The sequence below is a fragment of the Actinomycetota bacterium genome, from assembly GCA_030019255.1.
Classification (GTDB): domain Bacteria; phylum Actinomycetota; class Geothermincolia; order Geothermincolales; family RBG-13-55-18; genus Solincola_A.
Map to the genome: position 1 here is coordinate 1 of JASEFK010000020.1, position 20,765 is coordinate 20,765.

At 62.7% G+C, this 20,765-nt stretch carries 14 protein-coding genes and 1 other RNA gene; 7 read left to right on the forward strand and 8 right to left on the reverse strand.

Annotated elements, in window-relative coordinates:
- Positions 1-260: 260 nt before the first annotated feature.
- The 3 genes from rnpB to QME84_12130 form a co-directional block, all read right to left on the reverse strand.
- An RNA gene (gene rnpB, locus QME84_12120) (RNase P RNA component class A) lies at positions 261-643 on the reverse strand.
- A gap of 520 nt (positions 644-1,163) precedes the next feature.
- Positions 1,164-1,448: a hypothetical protein gene (locus QME84_12125; protein MDI6875011.1), complete on the reverse strand. Its 285-nt coding sequence runs from the start codon at positions 1,446-1,448 to the stop codon at positions 1,164-1,166.
- Between the two features lie 346 nt (positions 1,449-1,794).
- Complete coding sequence (locus QME84_12130; GenBank protein MDI6875012.1) at positions 1,795-2,832, reverse strand: amidohydrolase family protein; 1,038 nt, start codon at positions 2,830-2,832, stop codon at positions 1,795-1,797.
- Between the two features lie 509 nt (positions 2,833-3,341).
- Here QME84_12130 and QME84_12135 point away from each other — a divergent pair.
- On the forward strand, positions 3,342-4,541 hold the full coding sequence (locus tag QME84_12135; GenBank protein ID MDI6875013.1) for a hypothetical protein: 1,200 nt from the start codon (positions 3,342-3,344) through the stop codon (positions 4,539-4,541).
- Positions 4,542-4,747: 206 nt separating this feature from the next.
- On the opposite strand, the gene QME84_12140 is transcribed toward QME84_12135, so the two are convergent.
- Positions 4,748-5,665, reverse strand: a complete 918-nt coding sequence (locus tag QME84_12140) for a creatininase family protein (protein ID MDI6875014.1) — start codon at positions 5,663-5,665, stop codon at positions 4,748-4,750.
- Positions 5,666-5,984: 319 nt separating this feature from the next.
- Here QME84_12140 and QME84_12145 point away from each other — a divergent pair, with 319 nt between their 5' ends.
- The 3 genes from QME84_12145 (at position 5,985) to QME84_12155 (ending at position 8,724) form a co-directional block, all read left to right on the forward strand.
- On the forward strand, positions 5,985-7,406 hold the full coding sequence (locus tag QME84_12145) for a CoA-binding protein (GenBank protein MDI6875015.1): 1,422 nt from the start codon (positions 5,985-5,987) through the stop codon (positions 7,404-7,406).
- Between the two features lie 270 nt (positions 7,407-7,676).
- Positions 7,677-8,111 carry a helix-turn-helix domain-containing protein gene (locus QME84_12150; GenBank protein ID MDI6875016.1) on the forward strand — a complete coding sequence of 145 codons (435 nt, stop codon included), beginning with the start codon at positions 7,677-7,679 and terminating at the stop codon, positions 8,109-8,111.
- 73 nt (positions 8,112-8,184) lie between these two features.
- The gene (locus QME84_12155; protein ID MDI6875017.1) at positions 8,185-8,724 is read left to right on the forward strand and encodes an SCP2 sterol-binding domain-containing protein; all 540 of its coding nucleotides are present in this window, start codon (positions 8,185-8,187) and stop codon (positions 8,722-8,724) included.
- 132 nt (positions 8,725-8,856) lie between these two features.
- Here the strand turns inward: QME84_12155 and QME84_12160 are convergent, their stop codons facing one another.
- Positions 8,857-10,515: a class I adenylate-forming enzyme family protein gene (locus QME84_12160; GenBank protein MDI6875018.1), complete on the reverse strand. Its 1,659-nt coding sequence runs from the start codon at positions 10,513-10,515 to the stop codon at positions 8,857-8,859.
- A gap of 204 nt (positions 10,516-10,719) precedes the next feature.
- Between QME84_12160 and QME84_12165 the strand changes: the two genes are divergently transcribed.
- Positions 10,720-13,212: a hypothetical protein gene (locus tag QME84_12165; protein ID MDI6875019.1), complete on the forward strand. Its 2,493-nt coding sequence runs from the start codon at positions 10,720-10,722 to the stop codon at positions 13,210-13,212.
- A 248-nt stretch (positions 13,213-13,460) separates the two neighbouring features.
- Positions 13,461-13,910 carry a hypothetical protein gene (locus tag QME84_12170; GenBank protein MDI6875020.1) on the forward strand — a complete coding sequence of 150 codons (450 nt, stop codon included), beginning with the start codon at positions 13,461-13,463 and terminating at the stop codon, positions 13,908-13,910.
- 40 nt (positions 13,911-13,950) lie between these two features.
- Here QME84_12170 and QME84_12175 read toward each other — a convergent pair whose 3' ends face one another.
- From QME84_12175 to QME84_12185, 3 genes are all read right to left on the reverse strand, one after another.
- Positions 13,951-15,393 carry a CoA-binding protein gene (locus QME84_12175; GenBank protein ID MDI6875021.1) on the reverse strand — a complete coding sequence of 481 codons (1,443 nt, stop codon included), beginning with the start codon at positions 15,391-15,393 and terminating at the stop codon, positions 13,951-13,953.
- Between the two features lie 74 nt (positions 15,394-15,467).
- Positions 15,468-18,224, reverse strand: coding sequence for a metallophosphoesterase family protein (locus QME84_12180; protein ID MDI6875022.1), 2,757 nt, complete (start codon positions 18,222-18,224; stop codon positions 15,468-15,470).
- 208 nt (positions 18,225-18,432) lie between these two features.
- Positions 18,433-19,002: an SCP2 sterol-binding domain-containing protein gene (locus QME84_12185; GenBank protein ID MDI6875023.1), complete on the reverse strand. Its 570-nt coding sequence runs from the start codon at positions 19,000-19,002 to the stop codon at positions 18,433-18,435.
- Between the two features lie 786 nt (positions 19,003-19,788).
- Between QME84_12185 and QME84_12190 the strand changes: the two genes are divergently transcribed.
- A complete protein-coding gene (locus QME84_12190; protein ID MDI6875024.1) occupies positions 19,789-20,694 on the forward strand; it encodes a haloalkane dehalogenase in 906 nt (301 codons plus the stop codon).
- Positions 20,695-20,765 lie beyond the last annotated feature (71 nt).

Sequence of the window (20,765 nt, forward strand, 5' to 3'; positions counted from 1 at the left end):
ATTGCTCTCCATAATGTCTATGGATTTGGTGACACAATTTCGTATACGCTACCTTGTCCAAGAACTATTGCCTAGAAGTTTTTACATAAGTTTATGGGCACAACCTTTAACGTCAAGAAATATCTTTCCGTGCGGGTTATGCCTACGTCCACCTTTTTGCATACTTCCGGAAGTAAGAGGTGTTGATGGAATGCCCGATACATTCCCATAAAGGCGGAAAAACGAGTGGAGGCAAACTATTTTCCCGGGGAAAAATGAACGGAGGGAGTCGGCCTGTAAGCCGGATTCTGTACCCGGGGAGAATTCCCCGGGCGGTGGTCATCCATCTGGGACCGCCGTTACCGACGGCCTCAAGCGGCCTACCCGAGCCTCAAGCGCCGCGGGCCACGGCATCGGCTCCTATTTGGCCTTGCTCCGGGAGGGGTTTACCAAGCCGGCCCTGTCACCAGGACCGCTGGTGGGCTCTTACCCCACCTTTTCACCCTTGCCCCTGCCCCCGCGAGGGGGCGGTGGGCGGTTTCCCTTTCTGTGGCACTTTCCGTCGGGTCACCCCGCCTGGGCGTTACCCAGCTCCCTGCCCTGTGGAGTCCGGACTTTCCTCAGGCGCGCCCGCCGGCGCGCCCGCGACCACCCGGCCGGCTCCCTCCAATCTTCATTATATTCGACCGCCGACCGGCGATGAACGTTCCTCGGGAGAACGCCTTTTGCACCATGCGATAATGACCATACTCAGAGATCCCCATTACCGGCGATGAACGTTCCTGGAAGAACGCGTTTTGCATCCCGTTTGACTGCACTGGAAGCAAGGAGACTTTCTCCCGGCCCGGAGGGAGCCTGGTTGTTCGCCGACGATCTCCTCCGTGAAGTGCTTTCTCCCCGACCAGAACCTGCCGAAACCCGGGTTTCCGCCTTGGCCTGGACTTCCCTCCTGGGCTTCCCCCACCCTGATCAGGGTAGACCAGGGCATGGCAGTAACCTGCGTCCCTTCTCCGCCCCCGGTTCCCATCCTGGGAATTCACTGCCCCGCCCAGGCGCCTTAACCTCCAGCGTTACCACCCTTCCCCGGGATATCTCACTACGGGAGGCCCCGGTCACGCTCCGGGTCCATAGCTCCGGTTTCCCGTTCTCGTCCAGGAACCGTGTTTCAGGGACACCCCGGGACCCTAGGAGCCCCTCTGCTTTAGCTCCTCCTCCTCGGCCATCTTGATGAACTCGGCCCAGCTCTCGGAGAGCTTGGCCTCTCCCTCGAAGCGGCCCATGGGGGTGATCACCGGCTTCGGGCCCGTGCCGTCCCATTCCTTGTCCGCGGGCTCGAAGCTGTGGCCGGTCACCTTGCCCTCCTCGTCGAAGTGGAACCACACCCTCTGGGAGGGGTTCTCCTCCGGGGAGAGGAAGGCCTTCATGGTGAACAGATGCTGGGTCTTCAAGTAATCCCTGACAGCGGACATTTCCCACCTCCTCGCGCGCCCATCCGAGACCTGCCACTTCCGCCTGACCCTATTCTAATCTGGTGCCCGGAACGCTTCCAGTTACTTAAGTTAGGTAAATACCGGGCATTCGGGATCGCGCCCCCCGCCGGTCAATCACCGATCCACCTGCCGGAGGCATCGCAGGTCATAGCCGCCGAGCTCGTTCAAGGGAAGAAGCAGGCCAATCGCCAGTTTTTCCGTCGGGGATCTTCTTCCTCGGCAAACACTTCCCGGGGCGAGCCTTGACAAGGCGATGATCGGACCCGCCGGTCCTGCTCGACGAAAAGGGATGCGTTGTGTTCCGGCACCAGCGAAGAAAGGCCGATCACCGGCTTTCTTTCCGGCTTTTTTCCCGGGGTGGGAGGAGGTGACCGAAGCCGCAGCGTTCCAGGAGGTTCCGCACCGCCCCGCCCAGAAGGTCCCTCTCAATCTCCTCCCCGAACCCGAAGTAGCGCAGGTCCTCCCAGAGGGCGGGATGGTACCCGAAACCCACCGGGAAGTCGGTCCCGTAGAGGATGCGGGAAGAGAAATCCTCGAAGAGGCGCCGGAACCAGAGGTAGTTCTCGTCCACCTCCTCCACCTCCAGGCTCTCGGCCACGGGGGTAAGGGGGTTCCTCTTCGCCTTGAGGTCCTCGTAGATGCGCATGCAGGATATGGTGTTGGTCATGTCCAGCCAGAAGTTCTCGTATTCGCTCAGCAGGCGGTGGGCCAGGCGGAAGCGGGGGAAGAGGGCGTGCACCGCCACCAATTGCATGCCGGGATACTCGCGCAGCGTGGCCTCCATCCGCTCCAGGTCCATGTACATGCCGTAGAAGGCGTCGAACCCGGTGTGCACTAGGAAGGGGCGACGGTGCTCGTCGAGGACCTTGAACATGGGGCGCATCTCCTCGCCGAAGGCCGGAAAGCGCTGCGCGTAGGGGTGCAGCTTCATCCCCAGGAAACCGTACTCCTCGATACAACGCCGGGTTTCCCCCTCCTTGTCCGGGGTTTTGATGTGCAGGGAGCCGAAGGGCACCGCCTCCGGGATCTCCGCGCAAAGGTCCCGGTTGAAGCGGTTGAGGTCCTCCGTCTCCTCCTCCCAGAGGGGAAAGACCAGGTTGAAAAAGAGCCGAATGCCCGATTCCCTCAGGGAGGACACGATCTCCTCCGGGGTGATCCCCTCGCTCACCGGGAACCCGGGGGTGAACTTCCTCACCCAGCGCACCAGGCCCGCCATGCGCCGGGGAGGGAGGATGTGCACGTGGGGGTCAATCCACTCCATCCCCTCCTCCTGGGCTCCCGTCCTCCCGCCCGACCAGCGGTCACGGATGACCTCGCGGATCCCCGGAAGCTCCCCCGGTGCGTCCCCGTTCCACGCGTTCATTTCCTTACTTCGACCTCCTCCCTGCGGAAAAAGCGCTCCGTGACCCGACATCCGATTGGTTCCCACGTTTCTTCCGCATTGTACTACAGCTCCCGGGAAATCCCGACATCTGCGAGGGAGAAGTGCCGGGGGTCGACTCATCGAGAGCCGGAGGCCGCCGGCAGGGCCGGCGCGAGCCGGGGGCGGGAACGAGGTCATGCCCGCGAAGCCGATGCCGCGCTTGAACCCGGGTTGGCAGGGCCGGCGCGAGCCGGGGGAGGGGAATCGTTGACTTGATGGGTGAAGGTACACTCCTAGTTGGGTTGCAGGGAAAAGCAATGGGCGGAAGCAGGCCGATGCCGTAAAACGGCGTGCGCGTATCATTACCAGGTGACGAAAGCACACGGAACATTGGGCGGCGCCGCCGGGCCGCTTCCCGGGCAGCGGACAGGTGGCCGACCCCCACGGGGTAGATGACCAATCGCCTCCCCAGGGTATATAAAAACGGGTGGAAGAGAAGGGAGAAAAGTATGCGGCGCGCCCCGGTCACGATTGTGGTCCTCGCCGCCCTTGTCCTGTCCATCCCCTCGTCTCCGGGATGCGGGAAGGCGGACATGCGCGGGGAGCTCCTGGGACTACTCCGCGAAAAGGCGGGTTACATCGAGTCCCTGGCCTTCACCTGCGAGACGGTGGACGGCGACAACCTATACCGCGAGGAGTTTCACCTTCTCTTTCCCGACCAGTACCGCTACCGCTTTTTCCGGAACGCGGGCGGGGAGGTGGTCCTCCTGCGCTACGCCGCCCAGTCCGGCAACCGCGTGCTGCGGGCTGCCCTGGAAAACCCGGGACCGGAAGAGGTTCTCCGGGTGGAGTTCCTCGAGGACGTACCGCCCATTAGGGGCACCGGTGTCTATCTCTCTCTTTACCATTTAATGGGAAACGCTGATTACTACCATTCCCTGGTTTCCCTCCTGGAGGGAGGGTCCCTGGAAGTCCTCTCCCGGGAAAACCTGGAAGGAGAGGACGCTTACCATCTCCGCTCCGCCGCCGGCCTCACCCCGCAGACCGAGTTATGGCTGGAAAGGGAAACCGGACTCCCGGTGCGCAAGGAGCTGCACTTGGAGGGCGACCGCAAGGTGGCCTTCACCTACCGGGACCTGGCGGTGAACACCCCGGAACCCCTGGAACCCTTCCCGGGATCCGCGCAGGAGGTAGCCTCCCTCTTCGGCCGGCCCGCCGTGCCCGTCGAATCCAGCGTCAAGGACGGCGGGTGCCGCCCCGCGGAAGGGACGACAGCACCGGGGGAGGTCGGCTTCTCGCCGCTGATACCGGAAATTGCGGGCTTCGAGGAGACGGGTTCCTTCTGGCGGGATCCCGCGGCCTCCAACCTCACCCCCTCCGAGCAGTCCCTGAAGTTCCCGGAGGGTTTCCGGGAGTTCTACCTCCTGCTGCGCGACGGCAACCGCCAGGTGGAGATCAGGCAGGTCCCCCTGGTCGAGGACTTCGGTTATTACACCTCCGGGCTGGGCCTGCTTTCGGGAGCCTACCTGGTTCAGCAGGAAAAATTCCCCGGCGATTCAGCGAATTCCTCTTATACCGTGGCTCTCAATCGCCAGGAGATGCACCTGGTGGCCGGCGGGCTGGAGATAACCGTCACTGGCGACCTTTCGCGGGAGGAGTTCCAGGAGCTGGCCCGCATCCTTCGTGTCCTCGCGGAAGGGCGCCAGTGACCTGGGGTCGACGGGGTGAACAAGAAAAGGGAAAAGGCAATGAAAATTGCATTGTTTTCCATTTCATGCCGGGAAGATGCATGCACTACCCCTTTCGAGATCTCGATTCCCGGTCTGCGGACCAGGAGAGATCCCGGTTCAGGTCGAGGGAAACCGGGTGGAGGAGGGTGGCCGAAATCCCCTGAAGGGGAGCGAGTCGGCCGGGTTCAGCGGCTGGGCTCCAGGAAGCGCAGGCTCCACCCCAGGGGGGTGTGGTAGGGAGGTTCGCCCCGCAGGGCGGCCTCCAGGCGCTCCGCCACCTCGTCAGCGAAGGCGTCCAGCATGCGCTCCCCCGCCTCGGGAGAGGCGGCGCGGGGCTCGCCTATGTAATTGGAAGGGCGCTTCTCGGTGACCCAGCAGAGCATCAGGCCCACGTAGGAGAGATCCCTTCCTAGCTCCTCGCGGCCCAGGCGTCGCAGCACCTTTCCGGCCGAGCCCAAAAGGATGCCGGGCCATCGCCTCGGGTTAATGGAAATTCTTCCCAGTTCCTTCCAGGAGGGCCTCACCTTCTCCGGGTGGGCCCGGAGCATGAGCGAGGTCTCGTTAAGACCGGCGTGGCAATCCTGGGCGTCGCCGCAGGCCCCCGGCCCGGCTCCCAGGCGGGAAAGGAGCCCCGGATCCAGTTCCACCATGCGCCGGTAGAAGGAGAGGAAGGGCGCCACGATGTGAAAGCCCCGCTCTTGGTACAGCCTGCGCACCGCCTTGGCCGTGGCTATCTGGTGCCGCGGCCCGCCGTGGTTGTCCACCACCAGGAGGTAGCGGAAGCCGCGTCGGGCCAGGAAGCCGGCGATGCCCCGCAGGAGGAGGTTGACCGCCCGGCTGTCCACCTCCACCGACCCGGGGATGGTGTCGCTTCCCAGGCAGAAGGAGGGCAGGAGCACGAAGCGGAGCCGCGGGTTCCTCTCCTCCAGCCGCGCCAGCGCGCGGTCCCGCACCTCCTCCGCCACCCACACGTCGGTGCCCAGGGGAAGGTGGGGTCCGTGCACCTCGAGGGGGCTGAGGGCCATGACGAAGACCGTCCACTCGCGGTCCAGGGAATCGATCTCCGGCCCCGTGAGGTCCATGAAATGCAGCCGCTCAGCCATGGATGAATTATAACACGGGCGGGTGATACCCGCGTCTTAGGCGTCGGCAACACAAAAGGTAATTCATGGGACCACCGGAGAAGTCAAGGCTCGGGGTTCCAAGCTGGAAGGTCATCACCGCGCCACGATGAGTAAATGGCAGGGTCAACGGCGCAATACTGCAGGGACGCGGTCCCGAAGCTCGTAAATCATGAATCGCCAATCGGCATGGTGGCGGATCCGCGCTAATCCCGGATCCCGGGCGCCTTGGCCATCGAGACCACCTATGTCCGTCCTGCCCCAGCTCAATACTGTTATAATCTAACCACGCAGGAAGGACGTGGTAAGGTTGGAATTCGACTTCGCGGAAATAGACGCCATCATCAACGCCCGCTCCCTGGCCATCGTGGGAGCCTCGGGGAAGCCCTTTAAGTTCGGATCCCTCTTCACCGCTTCCCAACTGTCCTTCGGTTTTAACGGGCCCGTGTACCTGGTCAATCCCGGGGAAAAGGAGATCATGGGCCATCCCTGCTATCCCGACCTGGCCTCCCTCCCCGAGGTGCCCGAGCTGGTATACATCGCCATCCCCGCCTACCGCTCCCTGGACATCCTGCGGGAATGCGCCCGCCTGGGTGTCAAGGGAGTGGTCCTTTTGGCCGCCGGCTTCCGGGAGATGGGGGAACAGGGAGCCGAGCTGGAGAGGGAGGCGGTCTCCATCGCCCGTGGCGGCGGTTTCCGCATCATCGGGCCCAACTGCTTCGGCATCTACAACCCCCGCAACCGCCTCACCCTTCTGCCCGGGCACGATTTCAGCGACGTCCCGGGGGAGGTGGCCTTCATCTCCCAGAGCGGTGGTTTCTCCGCCCACGTGGTGCGCCTGGCCGGGGACCTGGGTATCCACTTCAGCGCCGTGGTGAGCTACGGGAACGGCGCCGACTTGAGCGAGGTGGACCTACTGCGCTACTTCACACTGGACCCGGCCACGCAGATCATCTCCGGTTACCTGGAAGGGACCTCCGACGGCCGACGGTTCTTCGAGGCCCTCAAGGAGGCGGCCTCCCACAAGGACGTGGTCATGTGGAAGGTGGGGAAGTCGGAATCCTCCCGGCGGGCCGCCGCCTCTCACACCGGCTCCCTGGCGGGTTCCTCCGCCCTCTGGGAAGGGCTCTTCAGGCAGTGCGGGGTCATCGAGGTCTCCGGGGTCGACGAGTTATGCGACGTGCTCCTGGCCCTGAAGCACCTGGGGCGAAGGCCGGGAAGGAAGATGCTCATCTCCGGCGGTGGCGGGGGGCTGGGCGCTTACGCCGGCGACCTGGCGGAGGCGGAGGGCCTGGAGGTTCCACTCCTCCACGCGGACACCGAGCGGCGCCTGCGCGAGATACTCGTCTACCCCGGGTCCTCGGTGGGCAATCCCCTGGACATCGGCACCCCCCTAACCCACCTACCCGTCTTCGAGGCCGCCATGCGCGAGGCGGCGCTAAATCCCACCACCGACGTCCTGGTCTTCGACCTGGCCCTGAATTTCGCCCACGGGCTGTTCGGGGACACGGGATTGGAGGAAGCGGCGGAGATACTGGTCAGGGTGAGACGGGAAACGGGCAAGCCGGTGATCCTGGTCCTCTATTCGCGGGCCCTGGGCCCCCGGGACATGGCCCTGGAGGAGCTCTCCCGCCGCCTGAGGGACAGGCTCCTCTCCCGGGGTGTGCTGGTATATCCTTCCACGGCCCGGGCCATGCGCGCCCTCTCCCTGGTCAACGACTGAATTACTTTCACCGCGCCCTCTTTTCACGCTCCGTCGTTCTCGATCAAGACCGGCGCGGACCATCAACGGCCCGGAGAAAAACCGTCAATCGCAACCGCCGAAACTATCGCTTACGTGGACGCCATGCCCGCTACGTCCCCTCGCACATAGGGGGAACCCCACGGCGAAGGAATATTTGCGCGAATTTATCACAACGTAAAATAATATTGACATATATATCAGGTATACATATCATTTGGTCATCAACCCTTGCACAGGCCGGGAGGCGATTTGAAAAACTATATGAGCACTTACCAGGTGGCCAAGAGTCTGGGGGTCAACATCCAGACGGTGAGGCACTATATCCGCAAAGGGGAGTTAAAGGCGGCTCGCGTCGGGAAGAAGTACATCATCACCCAGGAGGACCTCGACGCCTTCCTGGCGGCGCGAAAGGAGGTGAGGAGCCTAGAGAAGATCGGCCTCACGGAGAAGGGGCGCCAGAGGGTGCACGAGCTCAAGAAGAACGCGCTGAGCGTGCTCACCTACCTGGAGGAGTGCCCCGGGGCGGATGTGGACGAACTGTCCGAATCCCTCGGCCTGAGCCGCAAAGAGATTTTGCGGGCGCTGCGGCGCCTAGAGGGGAAAAGGTTGGTTTACTGCGAACCGACAGGGGAAACGGTCGATCGCGACCACGACCCGTGGTACGCCGCCCCCCGCGGGAAGTGAGTAAGCGGAAAGAGCTTCGAGCGGGATCGCGTTCCGGCCGTATATCCCAGGGAATGATCAAGGGGGTTTATCCATGGCTGAGAACACCATCTCTCTGCAGGAATACGTGGAATCCTACGTGCCCGGCCTGGTCTCCAAGCGGCTGCAGGAGAAGCCCATTCCCGACATGGAGGGCACTGACTTCTCCGTGCAACTGGTCCTCAAGGGGGAGAAGAGCCTGGTTTATGGCATCTCCATCAAGGACGCCAGGGAGATCACCGTGCATCCCGGTGGACTGGAAAACCCCATGCTCGAAGTCACTATCCCCGAGGAGGTTATCCGTCCCCTTGTGGACATGGTGAGCTCCTTTACCGGGCGTAAGCAATACGACGCGGTAGTCGGGGCCAAGGGCACGGTGACCCTGGAGATCGGGATGCCCGGGAACTGGACCCTCCCGGTGACCATCAGGTTCAACGGGGCGGACTCTCCCAGCGTGACCATCTCCGCCTCCTCGCAGGACTTCGCCAAGATGGCCACCGGGGAGTTGAGTGGGCCCATGGCCTTCATGCAGGGCAAGGTGAAGCTAGACGGGGACATGTCCTTCGCCATTTCGCTCGCCAACCTGATGCCCTGAAATATCGGTCTCCGGACCGTCGGCCGGCCTCCGCCTTCGAACCGTTTCCGTGCTCCCTGACGCGCACGCTTGATCACCCGCGGAGGCCGGCCTTTCCATGCCCTGCTCACGTCCCATGGAGAAGCGGGTCTTTTAGAGTTCGCGCAGGCGGTCCTTGATGATCTTCCCGCCCGGGTTCATGGGGAGTGGGGTTTCCGAGACCACCACGTAGTCCGGTACCTTGTAGTCGGCGATCTTTCCCCGGCAGAACTCCACCACTTCCTCCGGGCTCAGGGAATGGCCGGGCATGGGGAAGACCACCGCCTTTATCTTCTCCCCCAGGACGGGATCGGGAACCCCCACCACCGCCGCCTGCAGCACCTTGGGGTTGGTGAGGATGAGGTTCTCCACCTCCACCGAGTAGACGTTCTCCCCGCCCCGCAGGATCATGTCCTTCTTGCGGTCCACGATGGTGTAGAAGCCCTCCTCATCCTTGACCACCACGTCCCCGGAGCGATGCCACCTGCGCCCCTCGGAGTCCACCACGAAGCTCTCGCTGGTCTTCTCGGGAAGGTTCCAGTAGCCGCGGCAGACCCCCGCGCCGCTTATCAGGAGCTCCCCCGGCTCACCCACCGGGACCTCCCGGAGCTGGTCGTCCACCACCTTGAAGAGGGTGGGCGGAGTGGGCCAGCCGATGGAGGAACCCCTCTTGATGACCTGCTCCGGGGGGAGAAGCGATCCGGCCCCGATGGAGGTGGTCTCGGTCATCCCGAAACCGTTTCCTATCTTGGCGTTGGGGAAATCCCTGAGCATGAGCTCCCCCAGTTCCGGGGGCATGGGGGAGCCGCCCTGGAACATGACCTCCAGGTGCCCAGCTTCTACCAGCTTCTGGTAATTGGGCTGCATGCGCAGCAGCCAGAACATGGCCGTCACGCCCACGAAGAAGTTGACTTCCTCCTCGATCATGCTCTCGATGACCTGGTCCGCCTGGAAAACGGGCAGCACCACCGCCGAGGCGCCCAGAAGGCAGAGGTTGAAAAGGGTGTGCAGGGCGGTGACGTGGAAGAGCGGCACGGATATCATCTGCTTAATCCGGTATATGTCGTCCACGGTATATTTTTCCGGCAAGAGGTAGGGCATGCAGCTCAGCAGGGCCTGGGCGTTGGTGCACACGTTGCGGTGGGTGATGATGCTCCCCTTGGGGCGTCCCGTGGTGCCGGAAGTATAGCATATGCTACAAATATCCTTCTCGCCTACTTCCACGTCGATGTAAGGCGGGGCCTCGTGGGCCAGGAGCACACTGAAGGGCACCGTGCCTTCCCTTCCCTCGTCGCCCGTGGTGACCACCGTCTCCAGGTTCTCCAGCTTTCCCTGAAGTGGTTTAACCCTCTCGTAGAGCTCGTTTTCCACGATGACCAGGCGGGCCCCGGAATCGCGCAGCTGGTAGGCCAGCTCATCCGTCTCCAGCCTGGCGTTGATGACCACGGAGATGGCGCCCACGGCGGCGATGGCCAGGTAACTGATGCAGAACTCGGGGTTGTTGAGCAGGATCATGGCCACCCGGTCCCCCTTGGTGATGCCGTAATCCTCCTTGAGGGAGGCGGCCACCTTGCGCACCACCTCGTCGAGACGGCGTCTTGTGTATCTCTGGTTCAGGGTGGGGAAGATGAATATCTCCTGGTCCGGGTACCTGGCAAGCCCTTCCTTGAAAATGGCCAGCAGGTTCGGGTACCTCCTGGCGTAGGCCGTTTCCAGCGTCCCCTCGAACCACTCGTCTATCACGCCGTCCTTGGGCCAGCCTTCCTTGAGCATAGCGCCATCCCTCCTCCTGCCCGGTTTCGCAGCCCTCTTCCCTGCAAGCGAACTTCGCGAAGGAACAATGCCAAACCAAATATTATTCTCTTTTCCAGGGAGAAGGCAAACTATGCCCGGGCGTCGGTTATCATATCACCAGGTGCAAGAGGACGAATGATCGATTAACATTTTGTCCCGCACCGAGACTGAGGGTGGTAAGACATGTCCAGTAGGCGAGAAAAGGAGAAGGAGATCAGGGAAAAGCTGGAAATTCCCGCCAGCGCGGCCAAGGTCCTGGTCTTCGCCGAATCCAGCCACTGGGATCCCGATTGGCTCCTGACCAGCGAGGAATATTACCGCCTGCGTATCAAGAAGATCCTGGACCGGATGATCTACTGGCTCAAGAGGGAACCGAAACGGGTATACAGCCTGGAATCCGTCTTCTTCCTCCGCTTGTACTGGGAAAGAAACCCGGAAAACAGGGAAACGATAAGGGAATGGGTCAACAGCGGGCGTATTCGGCTCAGCGGCAGCGGTATAAACACCCCGGACACCATCCTTCCACCGCTGGAGGCTCTATTCAGGGACTACCTTCACGGACAGGAGTGGTTGCGGGAAAACGGCATGGTCCAGGAACCGCGCCTGGCCTACCTGCCCGACAACTTCGGGAACAGTCCCAACCTTCCTACCCTGCTTAAAGCTATGGGCTTTGAATACGCCGCCTTCAGTCGGATCGACGGACTCCTCTTCCCCGGTTCGGATTACCGGCGTCCCGGACATTACCCTCTTCCCGGATCCAGCGCCCACCTGCTCCTGCGGGAAAAGCGCAGCGCCGATTTCACCTGGAGGGACGCGAACGGCGAAGAGATCCTCTGTCACCTCAATCCCTTCACCTACGGGCAGGGGGACACCCTTATCCACGGAGGGGTGGCCCGCTGGATGGGGTTGAAGGTGGGGCTGCCTTCCCGCTCCACGGACTTAGAGCGATCCCTGCGCAAGATCTTCCGCTTCATCCGGCAGCTCGAACCCCTCTCCCCCACCCCGTACATGTTCTGCCCTATCGGCCTGGATTTCAACGATCCCCTGCCTCGCCTGGTCGAGGTCCTGGAGGAATACAACCGCATCGCCTACCCGGAAACCGGTGTCTTCGTCGTGAACGCCTCGCTCGAGGATTACCTGGACCTGGTCTCCGCCCACCGCTCCCGCCTCCCCGTGGTGCGCCTGGATCCCAACCCTTACTTCATGGGCTTCTACCTGTCCCGGCCGGAGGTTAAGCAGTTATGGGATTCGGTGGTCCGCTGCCTGGTGGCGGCAGAGAAGCTGCTCGTGGAGCGCGAGTTCAAGGGAGACGGGGATCGGAACGAAGCCCTCTGGCGCAGGCTGCGGGACTTGTGGGACCGCGCGCTCATGGCCAACCACCACGACTTCATAACCGGAACCGCGCCGGCCCGGGTATGGGAAAGGGAGCAGAAACCACTCCTGCTGCGGTGGGGAAGGGAGGCACGGGAGATCCTGGAGGAGATCCTCGCCGGCGAACCCAGCGAGGCGGTTCCCGCAACATCCGACCTTCAAAAGGACGCCACCACGTCTCGCCCATCCGGAAGAAAGGCCATTGTCTCGGAACGTGAAACCGCACGCCTTCGTCCAATCTGGAAAATAATGGATGATATTCTGCGGGTGGAAACTTCGCGTTACATGCTGGAGATCGACCGCCGCCGCGGGGGATGCATCTCCCGGCTGGCGGACCTGGAAAGGGGCTCCGAGGTGCTCAGCGGACCCGGGAACGACGTGGTCCTGTACCGCGACGGCGGCGGACTCTGGCGCATGGGCCACGAGTTCCTTGGGGGTGCCTTCCGGGAGAGGGAATGCAGCTCGGACTGGGAAGCGGCCGTGCGGGTTACGGAAGGAGAGGATTTCCTCCGGATAGAGGTCATCGCCGAGCTGGATGGGCTGCGGGTAGTAAGGAGGATATGGTGTCGCCAGGGATCGCCGCTGCTTGAGATGCGGCTGGAGGGGCGCGTCGCCGACCATCGTACCGCGACGGTTCGCTTCCCCCTTGCCAGGAACGTCTCGTGCCTCCTCATGGAGGTCAACGGAGGACTGGTGAGGCGTACCTCGGTAAAGCTTTACGAACCCACCTTCTGGGCGGCCGGCCGACTGGTGATTCCCGAGGATGAAGACGGAGGCTGGGATGTTGCCTTTCTTCCGGGCGTACCGTCCTGCGTGGGTTATGGCCCTGATCGCGGGTTCGAACTTGCAGTCATGCGCAACGCCTCCAGGGAGCGGGTCTTTGGGATCCTGCCCCTCCTTTCTTTCCCGGCATCAGGCCCAGAACGAGGCGTCCAGGTCATTGAATACGCCCTCTTGCTGCCCCCCGCAAATGAAGGCGAGGAGTCGCTCAATGCCTGCCTGAAGGTGGCTTTGGGGGAAAGCCCTTCCGCCCAGCCCCTGCACTGGAAAACGATCCCAGAAGAGGTGATGGTGGCGGCGGTCAAAAGACCTCTCCGTGGAAAGGGGTATATCGTCCGCCTTTATTCCCCCTTTCCCGGTCTCCGCGAGGTGACCCTCTTCCGGGAGGACATGGATATAGAGGAAGCTTTTCTTTGTGACGCCCGGGAAAGGGAGATGAAGGAACTCCCCGTTTCCGGAGGCCGGGTGTACCTTGCCATGTCCTCCCCCCTGGCCACGGTCAGGGTGTTCCCGGCGCGAGGATGAAGCACCGGATGGCCGACCGGAGACGGCCCGATGCACTTTGCTTATCCTCCCACCCGCGAAACCGGTCCCGCAGATAAGGATCGAGGGCTCTCCCCCGGAAGGGGATGCCGTGGTTGCCCATACCGAAAAACCGGCATTTCGTCTCAATTTATCCCGCAACGCTTTGAAATGAAACCAGGAGGGATATATCATTCTTGAATGTAGGACGATTGACTTAGGGTCAAAGCAGGCCAAGGAAAAGAGGTGTCTTGAAGCTCAGGTTGTTCTTCGCTATCACCCTTTCTGCCCTGGCAATCCTGGGCTGCCTGGTCCTGCCCGGTTGCGGCAAGAAGGCCGAGGTCATCGGCGGTCCGGATACCGTGGTGGTGAAATTCATCGAGGCCTCCCTGGCGGAGGACGCGGACACGGCTTTCAAGCTCCTGGACCGGGAAAGCCAGGCGGAAGTGGGCGACAAGTCTCAGCTCGTGGAGGGGTTTTCGGAGAGCATAGACAGTTATTCCGTCGGCCACCCCGACATCTCCGGAGATAAGGCCTGGGTCCCGCTGACCCTCAAGCTCAAGGCCTTCGAGTCGGAGCTGAAATTCAACATGATCCTGGTGACCGAGGATGGAGCCTGGAGGATCTCCCTCCCCGAGTCCGAGGCGGAGATGGAAAAGGCCATGGAGGAGCTCTTCAAAGAGATAGAACCGACCCGCTGACGGCAACGGAAAGCGCAGTGGCGTTCGTCGTGGTAACTGGCTAAGGCATCTCCTCCAGCCAGGTCCTGATTTCCCGGTAATCCAGCAGGCTGCGCAAAGCCAGGGCGCAACGCGAGGCCGAGGAGTAGACCGGAAGATCGTTCTCCACCAGGCAGCGGATGGTCCGGCTGGCGGTCCCCAGGAAGGACATGACCACCAGGGGTTTTCCATGCTCGGAGGGAACCTCCGCCAGTCGCGGGAGAAAGGCGAGGAACTGCTCGTCCCAGGCATCCTCCATGGGGGCCAGTTCCGGAAGCCGCTTTTTCAGGTTGGTCCCCATGTCCGCGGCCCCGAAAATCCCGTACACCACCGCCCCGTCGACTTCCCCCGAGCGGAAGGCCTCCTCCACCAGTTGCTTGTAGATGGCGATGTTGGTCTCGAAGGTGATGTCCACGGGATTGATCACCGAGGTAAGGGGGCCGGTCATCTCCTTGAGCCTGGCCTGCAGGGCAGGCGAGAAAAGGGGTACTTCCAGGCCTGCCTTCTCCAAGTGATAGGCGAGCGAGGTGCCCGGGCCCCCCGAATTGGTCACCACCGCCACGCGGGGACCGGGCGGCGTCGGCAGGGTGGAAAGGGCCCACAGCATGTCCAGCATGTCGTCCATGTCCGCCGCCCTGATCACCCCCGCCTGCCGGAAAAGCCCGTCGTAGAGCTCGTCCGGGCCGGTGACCGCCCCGGTGTGGGAGAGGGAGGAGCGGGAACCGGCCTCCGTGCCGCCCACGTAGACGGCCACTACCGGCTTACGAAGCGCGGTCTCCCTGGCCACGGAGATGAACTTCTCCGGGCGGCGCACGGTCTCCACGTAGAGCCCCACCGCCCGCACCTCATCCTGCTCCTGGAAATACTCCAGGCAGTCCACGAGGTCCAGGTCGGCCTCGTTGCCCACGCTGATGGTCTGGCATATTCCCATCCCCTGCGCCCTGAGGTAGGGGTTGAGCATGGAGGTATAGGCACCCGACTGGGAGGCGATGGCTATGCCGCCCCCGAAGGGAGGCTCGGGAATGGTGGTGGTGTTCAGGGAATGCAGGCGGTTCATGACCCCCACGCAGTTGGGACCCAGGAAGCGGATGCCGTACCTGGAAGCGATTTCCTTGAGGGCCCTTTCCCGCTCCCGCCCCCTGCCGTCCTGCACCTCCTTGAAGCCCCCGGAGATGATGATCGCCCGGCGCACCCCGGCTCTCCCACACTCCTCCAGGATGCGAGGCACCAGCTCGGTAGGCAGGACCAGCTGGGCCAGGTCCACGGGGCGGCCGATCTCAGCGACGCTCCTGTAGGCGGGCAGCCCCATGACTCTCTCCTCCGTGGGGTGCACCGGGTAGACCGCTCCCTCGAACCCGCTCTCCAGCAGGTTGGCCAGCTGCATGCTCCCCATCTTCAGCGGGTTGTTGGAGGCGCCGTAGAAGGCGATGGACCCGGGATTCATTATGGTCTCCAGCGGATGCATGTCACCTCCTTGGGCCACGGTCTTTCATCCTGCTCGATTACCTTCTGTCCCCGCAATCCAACCGCCCCAACGGATCAGGAAGGCGGAAGGTAGCGGACCCTGAGCCTCACGGTGCGCAGATTGCCCGGCATGGCGGCATCCCGAAACTGCACATAGACATGGCGCCACCCCGGTGGCCCTTCCTCCAGCCTCCACGGGAGAGCCAGGGTCTGCCCGTCGCGGCATGGTATCCATCTCGAGCCTGCAAAGTCCGGCCGGTTGGACACGCGGAGGTCCATGAGTCCCGCTCCCCGGTCATGGGCCCGGAAAACGAGCGTCACCTCCAGGCGGTCCGTGGTGCCCCCACCATCGTTGATCCTGGCCTCCTCCACCACCGGCCCGCGCCGGTCCCTCCCAGCCACGTACACTTCCACCGGGAGCACGCTCCCTCCCGGCACGTCGGCTAGAACCACCACCATGCGTTCCCCGGAATCGGCATCGTACTGCTCCAAGATGCGGCCGTTGCCCACCGCATAATAAGCTCCCCCGCGGAGGTACATCATGGGGATCTCCAAGCGGCACCCGGTGAGGTCAAGGACGGCCCCCGGCTGGTTCAACGTGTTCCTTATCCTGCAGGTTACCCGGCTGTAGGGACCGGTGCGGTTCAGCGGCAGGGGACGGTCGAAGGTGCCCTCCCCGTTCTTCAGGGGTGAGCGGGAATAGGCGGGATTTTCGGAATCCTCCTGCTCCATCCACTGCAGGACCGGCCTTCCGGAACGGTATTTCGCATAGTCGTTCACCTCGCCGGCTCCCACCTGCAGTCCCTCCCAGCCGGGGATGGACCACTTGCGGTCGGGGTCGCCCTCCGCTCCCGCGAACCCCCATCCGGAGAGGCGGCCGTCGCGGATGGTTATCAGGCGGTAGCCCGCGTATCCCTCCACGGTGCGGTCCAGGAGGAATGATTTACCATCCACGGGAATCTCCGCCCCGGTGGTGTTGATGCATACCACTTCTCCCGGGGAACTCCCGTAGGGAGACCAGGGCACGCGGTTGATGGCGTCGCTGTGCGTGTGTCCCGAAGCCACGAAGGCGACCTCGTACTTACGGAGCAGGTACATGAGGGCCTGGGACCCTTCCCCCTCCCCCGCCGCCAGCTCCACCAGCCCGAACTCCTTGGCGTTGGCGAAGGTCTCCGGTGGAGATCCCGCCGGGCGCAGCGGATCGTGGTGCATGAAGGCCGCCTTCAGCTTCTTGCCCTCCGCCTGGGCGCGCTGCAGCTCCCGCTCCACCCAGGCCAGCTGCCCGGTGAAACCGTCACCGTCGGGGTCTGGCCCCCAGGGCCAGGGCTCCCACTCCCAGGGGTCGCCGTCCCCTCTCAACTGGCCGTGCCACTTGTGGGGGATGATGACCTTGAGGGGGAGGAATATACTGGTAAAATCCGCCAGGAACCCGTTCCGGTCGTCGTAGTCCCAGGCCATCTCCGGGAAGAGGGTGGTGGCCAGGGCCCAGAGGAGGGGATTGGTGTCCTCGGGCAGGAAGGGCTCCGGGCCATCGGCGTCCACCTTTTCCCAGTCCAGGGTGTTCACCGCCAGGAAGGTCATGTCCCCGTAATCCCAGGAATAGTAGAGGGGACCGAAGAGGTCCTGCCAGATCTCCTGGCCGTCGTCATGCTCCAGGGCATGCCCGTCCCAGCAGTAGCCGTCGTGGTTCCCGGGGACGCAGAACACAGGCACATTGAGGGCCAGCAGCTCGTCGTACCACCAGGTGTACTCGAAGCGGTACTCGCTGCCCGGGTCACCGTTGATGTCTCCCCACAAACAGGTGTCCTTGGGATAGGTATTGAAGTTCTTCTGGGCATAGACCGCGTCCCCCGTAAAGACCACGAAATCAGGGTCCATGAGGTTGATGGCCTGCAGCTCTTCCTGCAGGTAGATGGCTCCCTCGTTCGTCTTGCCATCGCCGTCCAGGTCCATGGGAAAACCCGGGTACCCGAAGACGGAGAGGTCGAAGCGGTCAGGCGTTCCGGGGCGGGGCTCCCGCAGCTCGAAGGAGTTGTAATCCAGGTTCAGTCCGTTCCTTATCTCCGGCCCGTAGACGTGGGTGTCGGTGATGTGTACGATCTTCAGGTCGTCACGGTAGGAATCGATCACCTGCAGGGCGTGCGGCTGAAGGTCGGCCATGCGGAAGGCCGGGTCGACGCGGTCGGAGACACAGCGCACGTGGAGGTCGTAGAGGTCCAGGGGCACGTCCAGGGGCACCTCCACCTCAATGTGGTCGACTTCGAAGGCGGGCTGGCCGAAGATTTCTGGCCAGCGCCGGCTGTACCCCCGCGTCACCCCCGACACTTTCAGCCGCCGGGTGTTGACCACCGTGTGCACCGGGTGCGGGTAAGTCCCGTAGGAAGACCCTCCCAGGCGGTACCACTGGGGCGGGGGGTCTTCCGGAGAGCCGGGGACGGTGCCGTCGTAGTTCTGGACGTTGGCCGCCACCGCCGTGGTCACCCAGACCTCCCAGTCCTCGGGGCGGTTCACCGACTCGATATCCGGCCGGGGGGCGCCGGACAACCCCTTGCGCCAGTCCCACTCGATGACCAGCCTGGAGCCCCGCGGCACGATGGCGGGGAACCCGAACGTGGGATAGATGAGCTGGTTGATGCGCTTGGCCGCCTCGGGAAGGGAACCTTCGGGGTTGAACTCCCCCGCCGTGGCCGTTACCGGCCCCGCAGCCTGGCTGCCCAGGACTCCTGTTAGTGGGACCATGACCAGCAGGAAGGAAAGAAATACGCTCAGGATGAAGGTTCCCGTGCTCCGGGTCCCTACCGGGATAGAGATAGAATCACCCCTGCAGAACATCCCCCATCACTCCCTTGTTTACCGGCATTCCCTCCCTTCGCATCGATTCTAATACAACCGGCCCTGGGCGGGAAACGGGATGGGAAATGTTGCCTTCCCGAGAGGAGGGGCGTTCCGCTGCTCGAATGTAGGAGCCAGAGCACACGAACCCCGCTGGGAGAACTAGCTCCCTGCGGCATTCTTCCCCATCGTAAAGTGGTTGGCGGGCTCAGGCGGAAAGGGAGAACTCCTCCCTGAAGAAATCCACCCAGGGCTTGATGGCCTCCACCTCCTCCGGTGACATTTCGTCCAAAAAGATGGTGTCCACCATACCCACCAGCTCGGTGAGGCGGGTGGCCGCCTTGGCGTAGCGGACGATGGTGGGAAGGTTTCCCTTGAGCTTGATCTTGCCCTGGATCATCCCCTTGGTGGCGTCCAATTCCCCAGTCATCACCTGCTTCCAGCGATGATAATCCGCGGTGAGCACGTAGTCCCCGGCTTCACCCACCGACCTGGGGACCAGGCGCACGGAGCGGCATTCCCCATTCCACAAGTCCAGCATGAGGTACATGTCGTCTTTCAAGCCCACCGTCGGCTCCGGCAGGATGTGGATGACCACCGATCCCTCCCAGCCCTTGGCCAACCCGCGGTAGACCTCGTCCTCCCGGATGAGCTTCTGGTAATGCCCTATCCAGGCCGGCGTGCCCATGATGAAAGGGGGCCTTTCAATTTCCATCAGGTCGTTCACCAACCCATCGAATGCTTCCTCCCATTCTTTGGTACCATAGGCGTAAGCCATGTTTATCACCTCCGCTGTTCCGTTCTTCGACCACCATCGCAACCCCCTGGTGCAGGTGACTAAATCATAACACCACGACCGATCTCTTTCCGACGGTTCCGGTCTCAGCCGGCCGACCAAGCGTCCTTTTGCCGCCGTCAAACATGAATACGTCAATCGAAATTCCTGACACGCGGACACCAAAACGACCTCTTCCTCCCGTTAAAGAGGACTTTACAGGGTTTGCTCCCCGTGGCGGTTTATCCCTTTCATGGAAACACGAGGGATTCAACCCGCCCGCATTGAATCGCTTACCTCCGCGGTATCTCTTATTCGTTCTGGCGTATAGCCATTTCTCTCGTGGGTTATGAACGGAAAGGCCAGACCACCGGGATAAGGATGGGGAAAATTAAGGCGCGTGATTTTTCATCACCTACATGCAACGAATGTGCGGGTGATCTACAATATTTCCGAGCCCTGGGAAAAGGTTATTTTCGGCCGGCGGAGGATACCGATGGCTCCCCGAGCGGCAACTCCTGTGGGCAACGGGGCGAATGCAACTGAGATCAGGACCTCGTCCCGCAGAGGACACCGGGGATGTGCCGAGCGATAACTCCCCGGTCAAGCCGGAGTAACGTAACGGTCATCATCAATCGCCCGGAACCGGGGGCGGTGAAAAAACAGGCAATGCAAGACGGGGGATGAGAAGTTTATGCGGCCAAGCATGGAATGATCGCCGACCCACGGGAAACCCGCAATGCCGGGAAACGATGGACGAAATCCGGAAAAGAGAGGAGATGAGGGATCTTGGATATACTGCGCACTCCCGAGGAAAGGTTCCAGGACCTGCCGGGCTATCCCTTCCAGCCCCATTACCAGGAGGTCCCCGACGGCGAGGGCGGCTCCCTCCGCATCCACTACTTGGACGAAGGGGACCCGGAAGGAGAGGTTGTGCTCATGCTCCACGGCGAGCCGTCCTGGTCCTACCTCTACCGGAAGATGATCCCAGTGTTGGTGAAGGCCGGCTTTCGGGCCGTGGCCCCCGACCTGGTGGGTTTCGGACGCTCGGACAAGCCTGCCAGGCGCGAGGATTACAGCTACCGCCGCCACGTGGTATGGATGCGGGAGTGGCTCATGCGGCTGGGGCTCCAGGATATCAACCTGGTCTGCCAGGACTGGGGAGGGCTTATCGGCCTGCGGCTGGTTGCGGAACAGCCCGAACTCTTCTCCCGCGTGGTGGCCGCCAACACCGGCCTGCCCACCGGGGACTATCCCCTGGGGGAGGCCTTCATGAACTGGAGAAGATTCTCCCAGGAGGTGCCCGAGTTGCCCATTGGAAGGATCATCCAGTCCGGCTGCCTGACTACCCTGCGGCCCGAGGTGGTGGCCGCTTACGAAGCTCCTTTCCCGGACGAAAGCTACAAGGAGGGAGCGCGCATCTTCCCCTCCCTGGTTCCGGTGACCCCGGACGACCCCGCGGCCGAGGACAACCGGAGAGCCTGGGAAAGTCTGCGCCGGTTTGAAAAGCCCTTTCTCACCGCCTTCAGCGACGGGGACCCCATAACCCGCGGCGGAGACATCCTCCTGCAGTCCTCCATCCCCGGCGCCGCGGGGCGGAATCACGTCACCATCCAGGGAGCGGGCCACTTTCTGCAGGAGGACAAAGGGGAGGAACTGGCCGCGGTGGTGGTGGACTTCATCCGCAGCACCTGAGATCACCGCCGTTCAGGTATCTTCGCGGGTTTTCCGAGGCCGTGAAAGAACTCTCGGGACAAGTCCGGTAC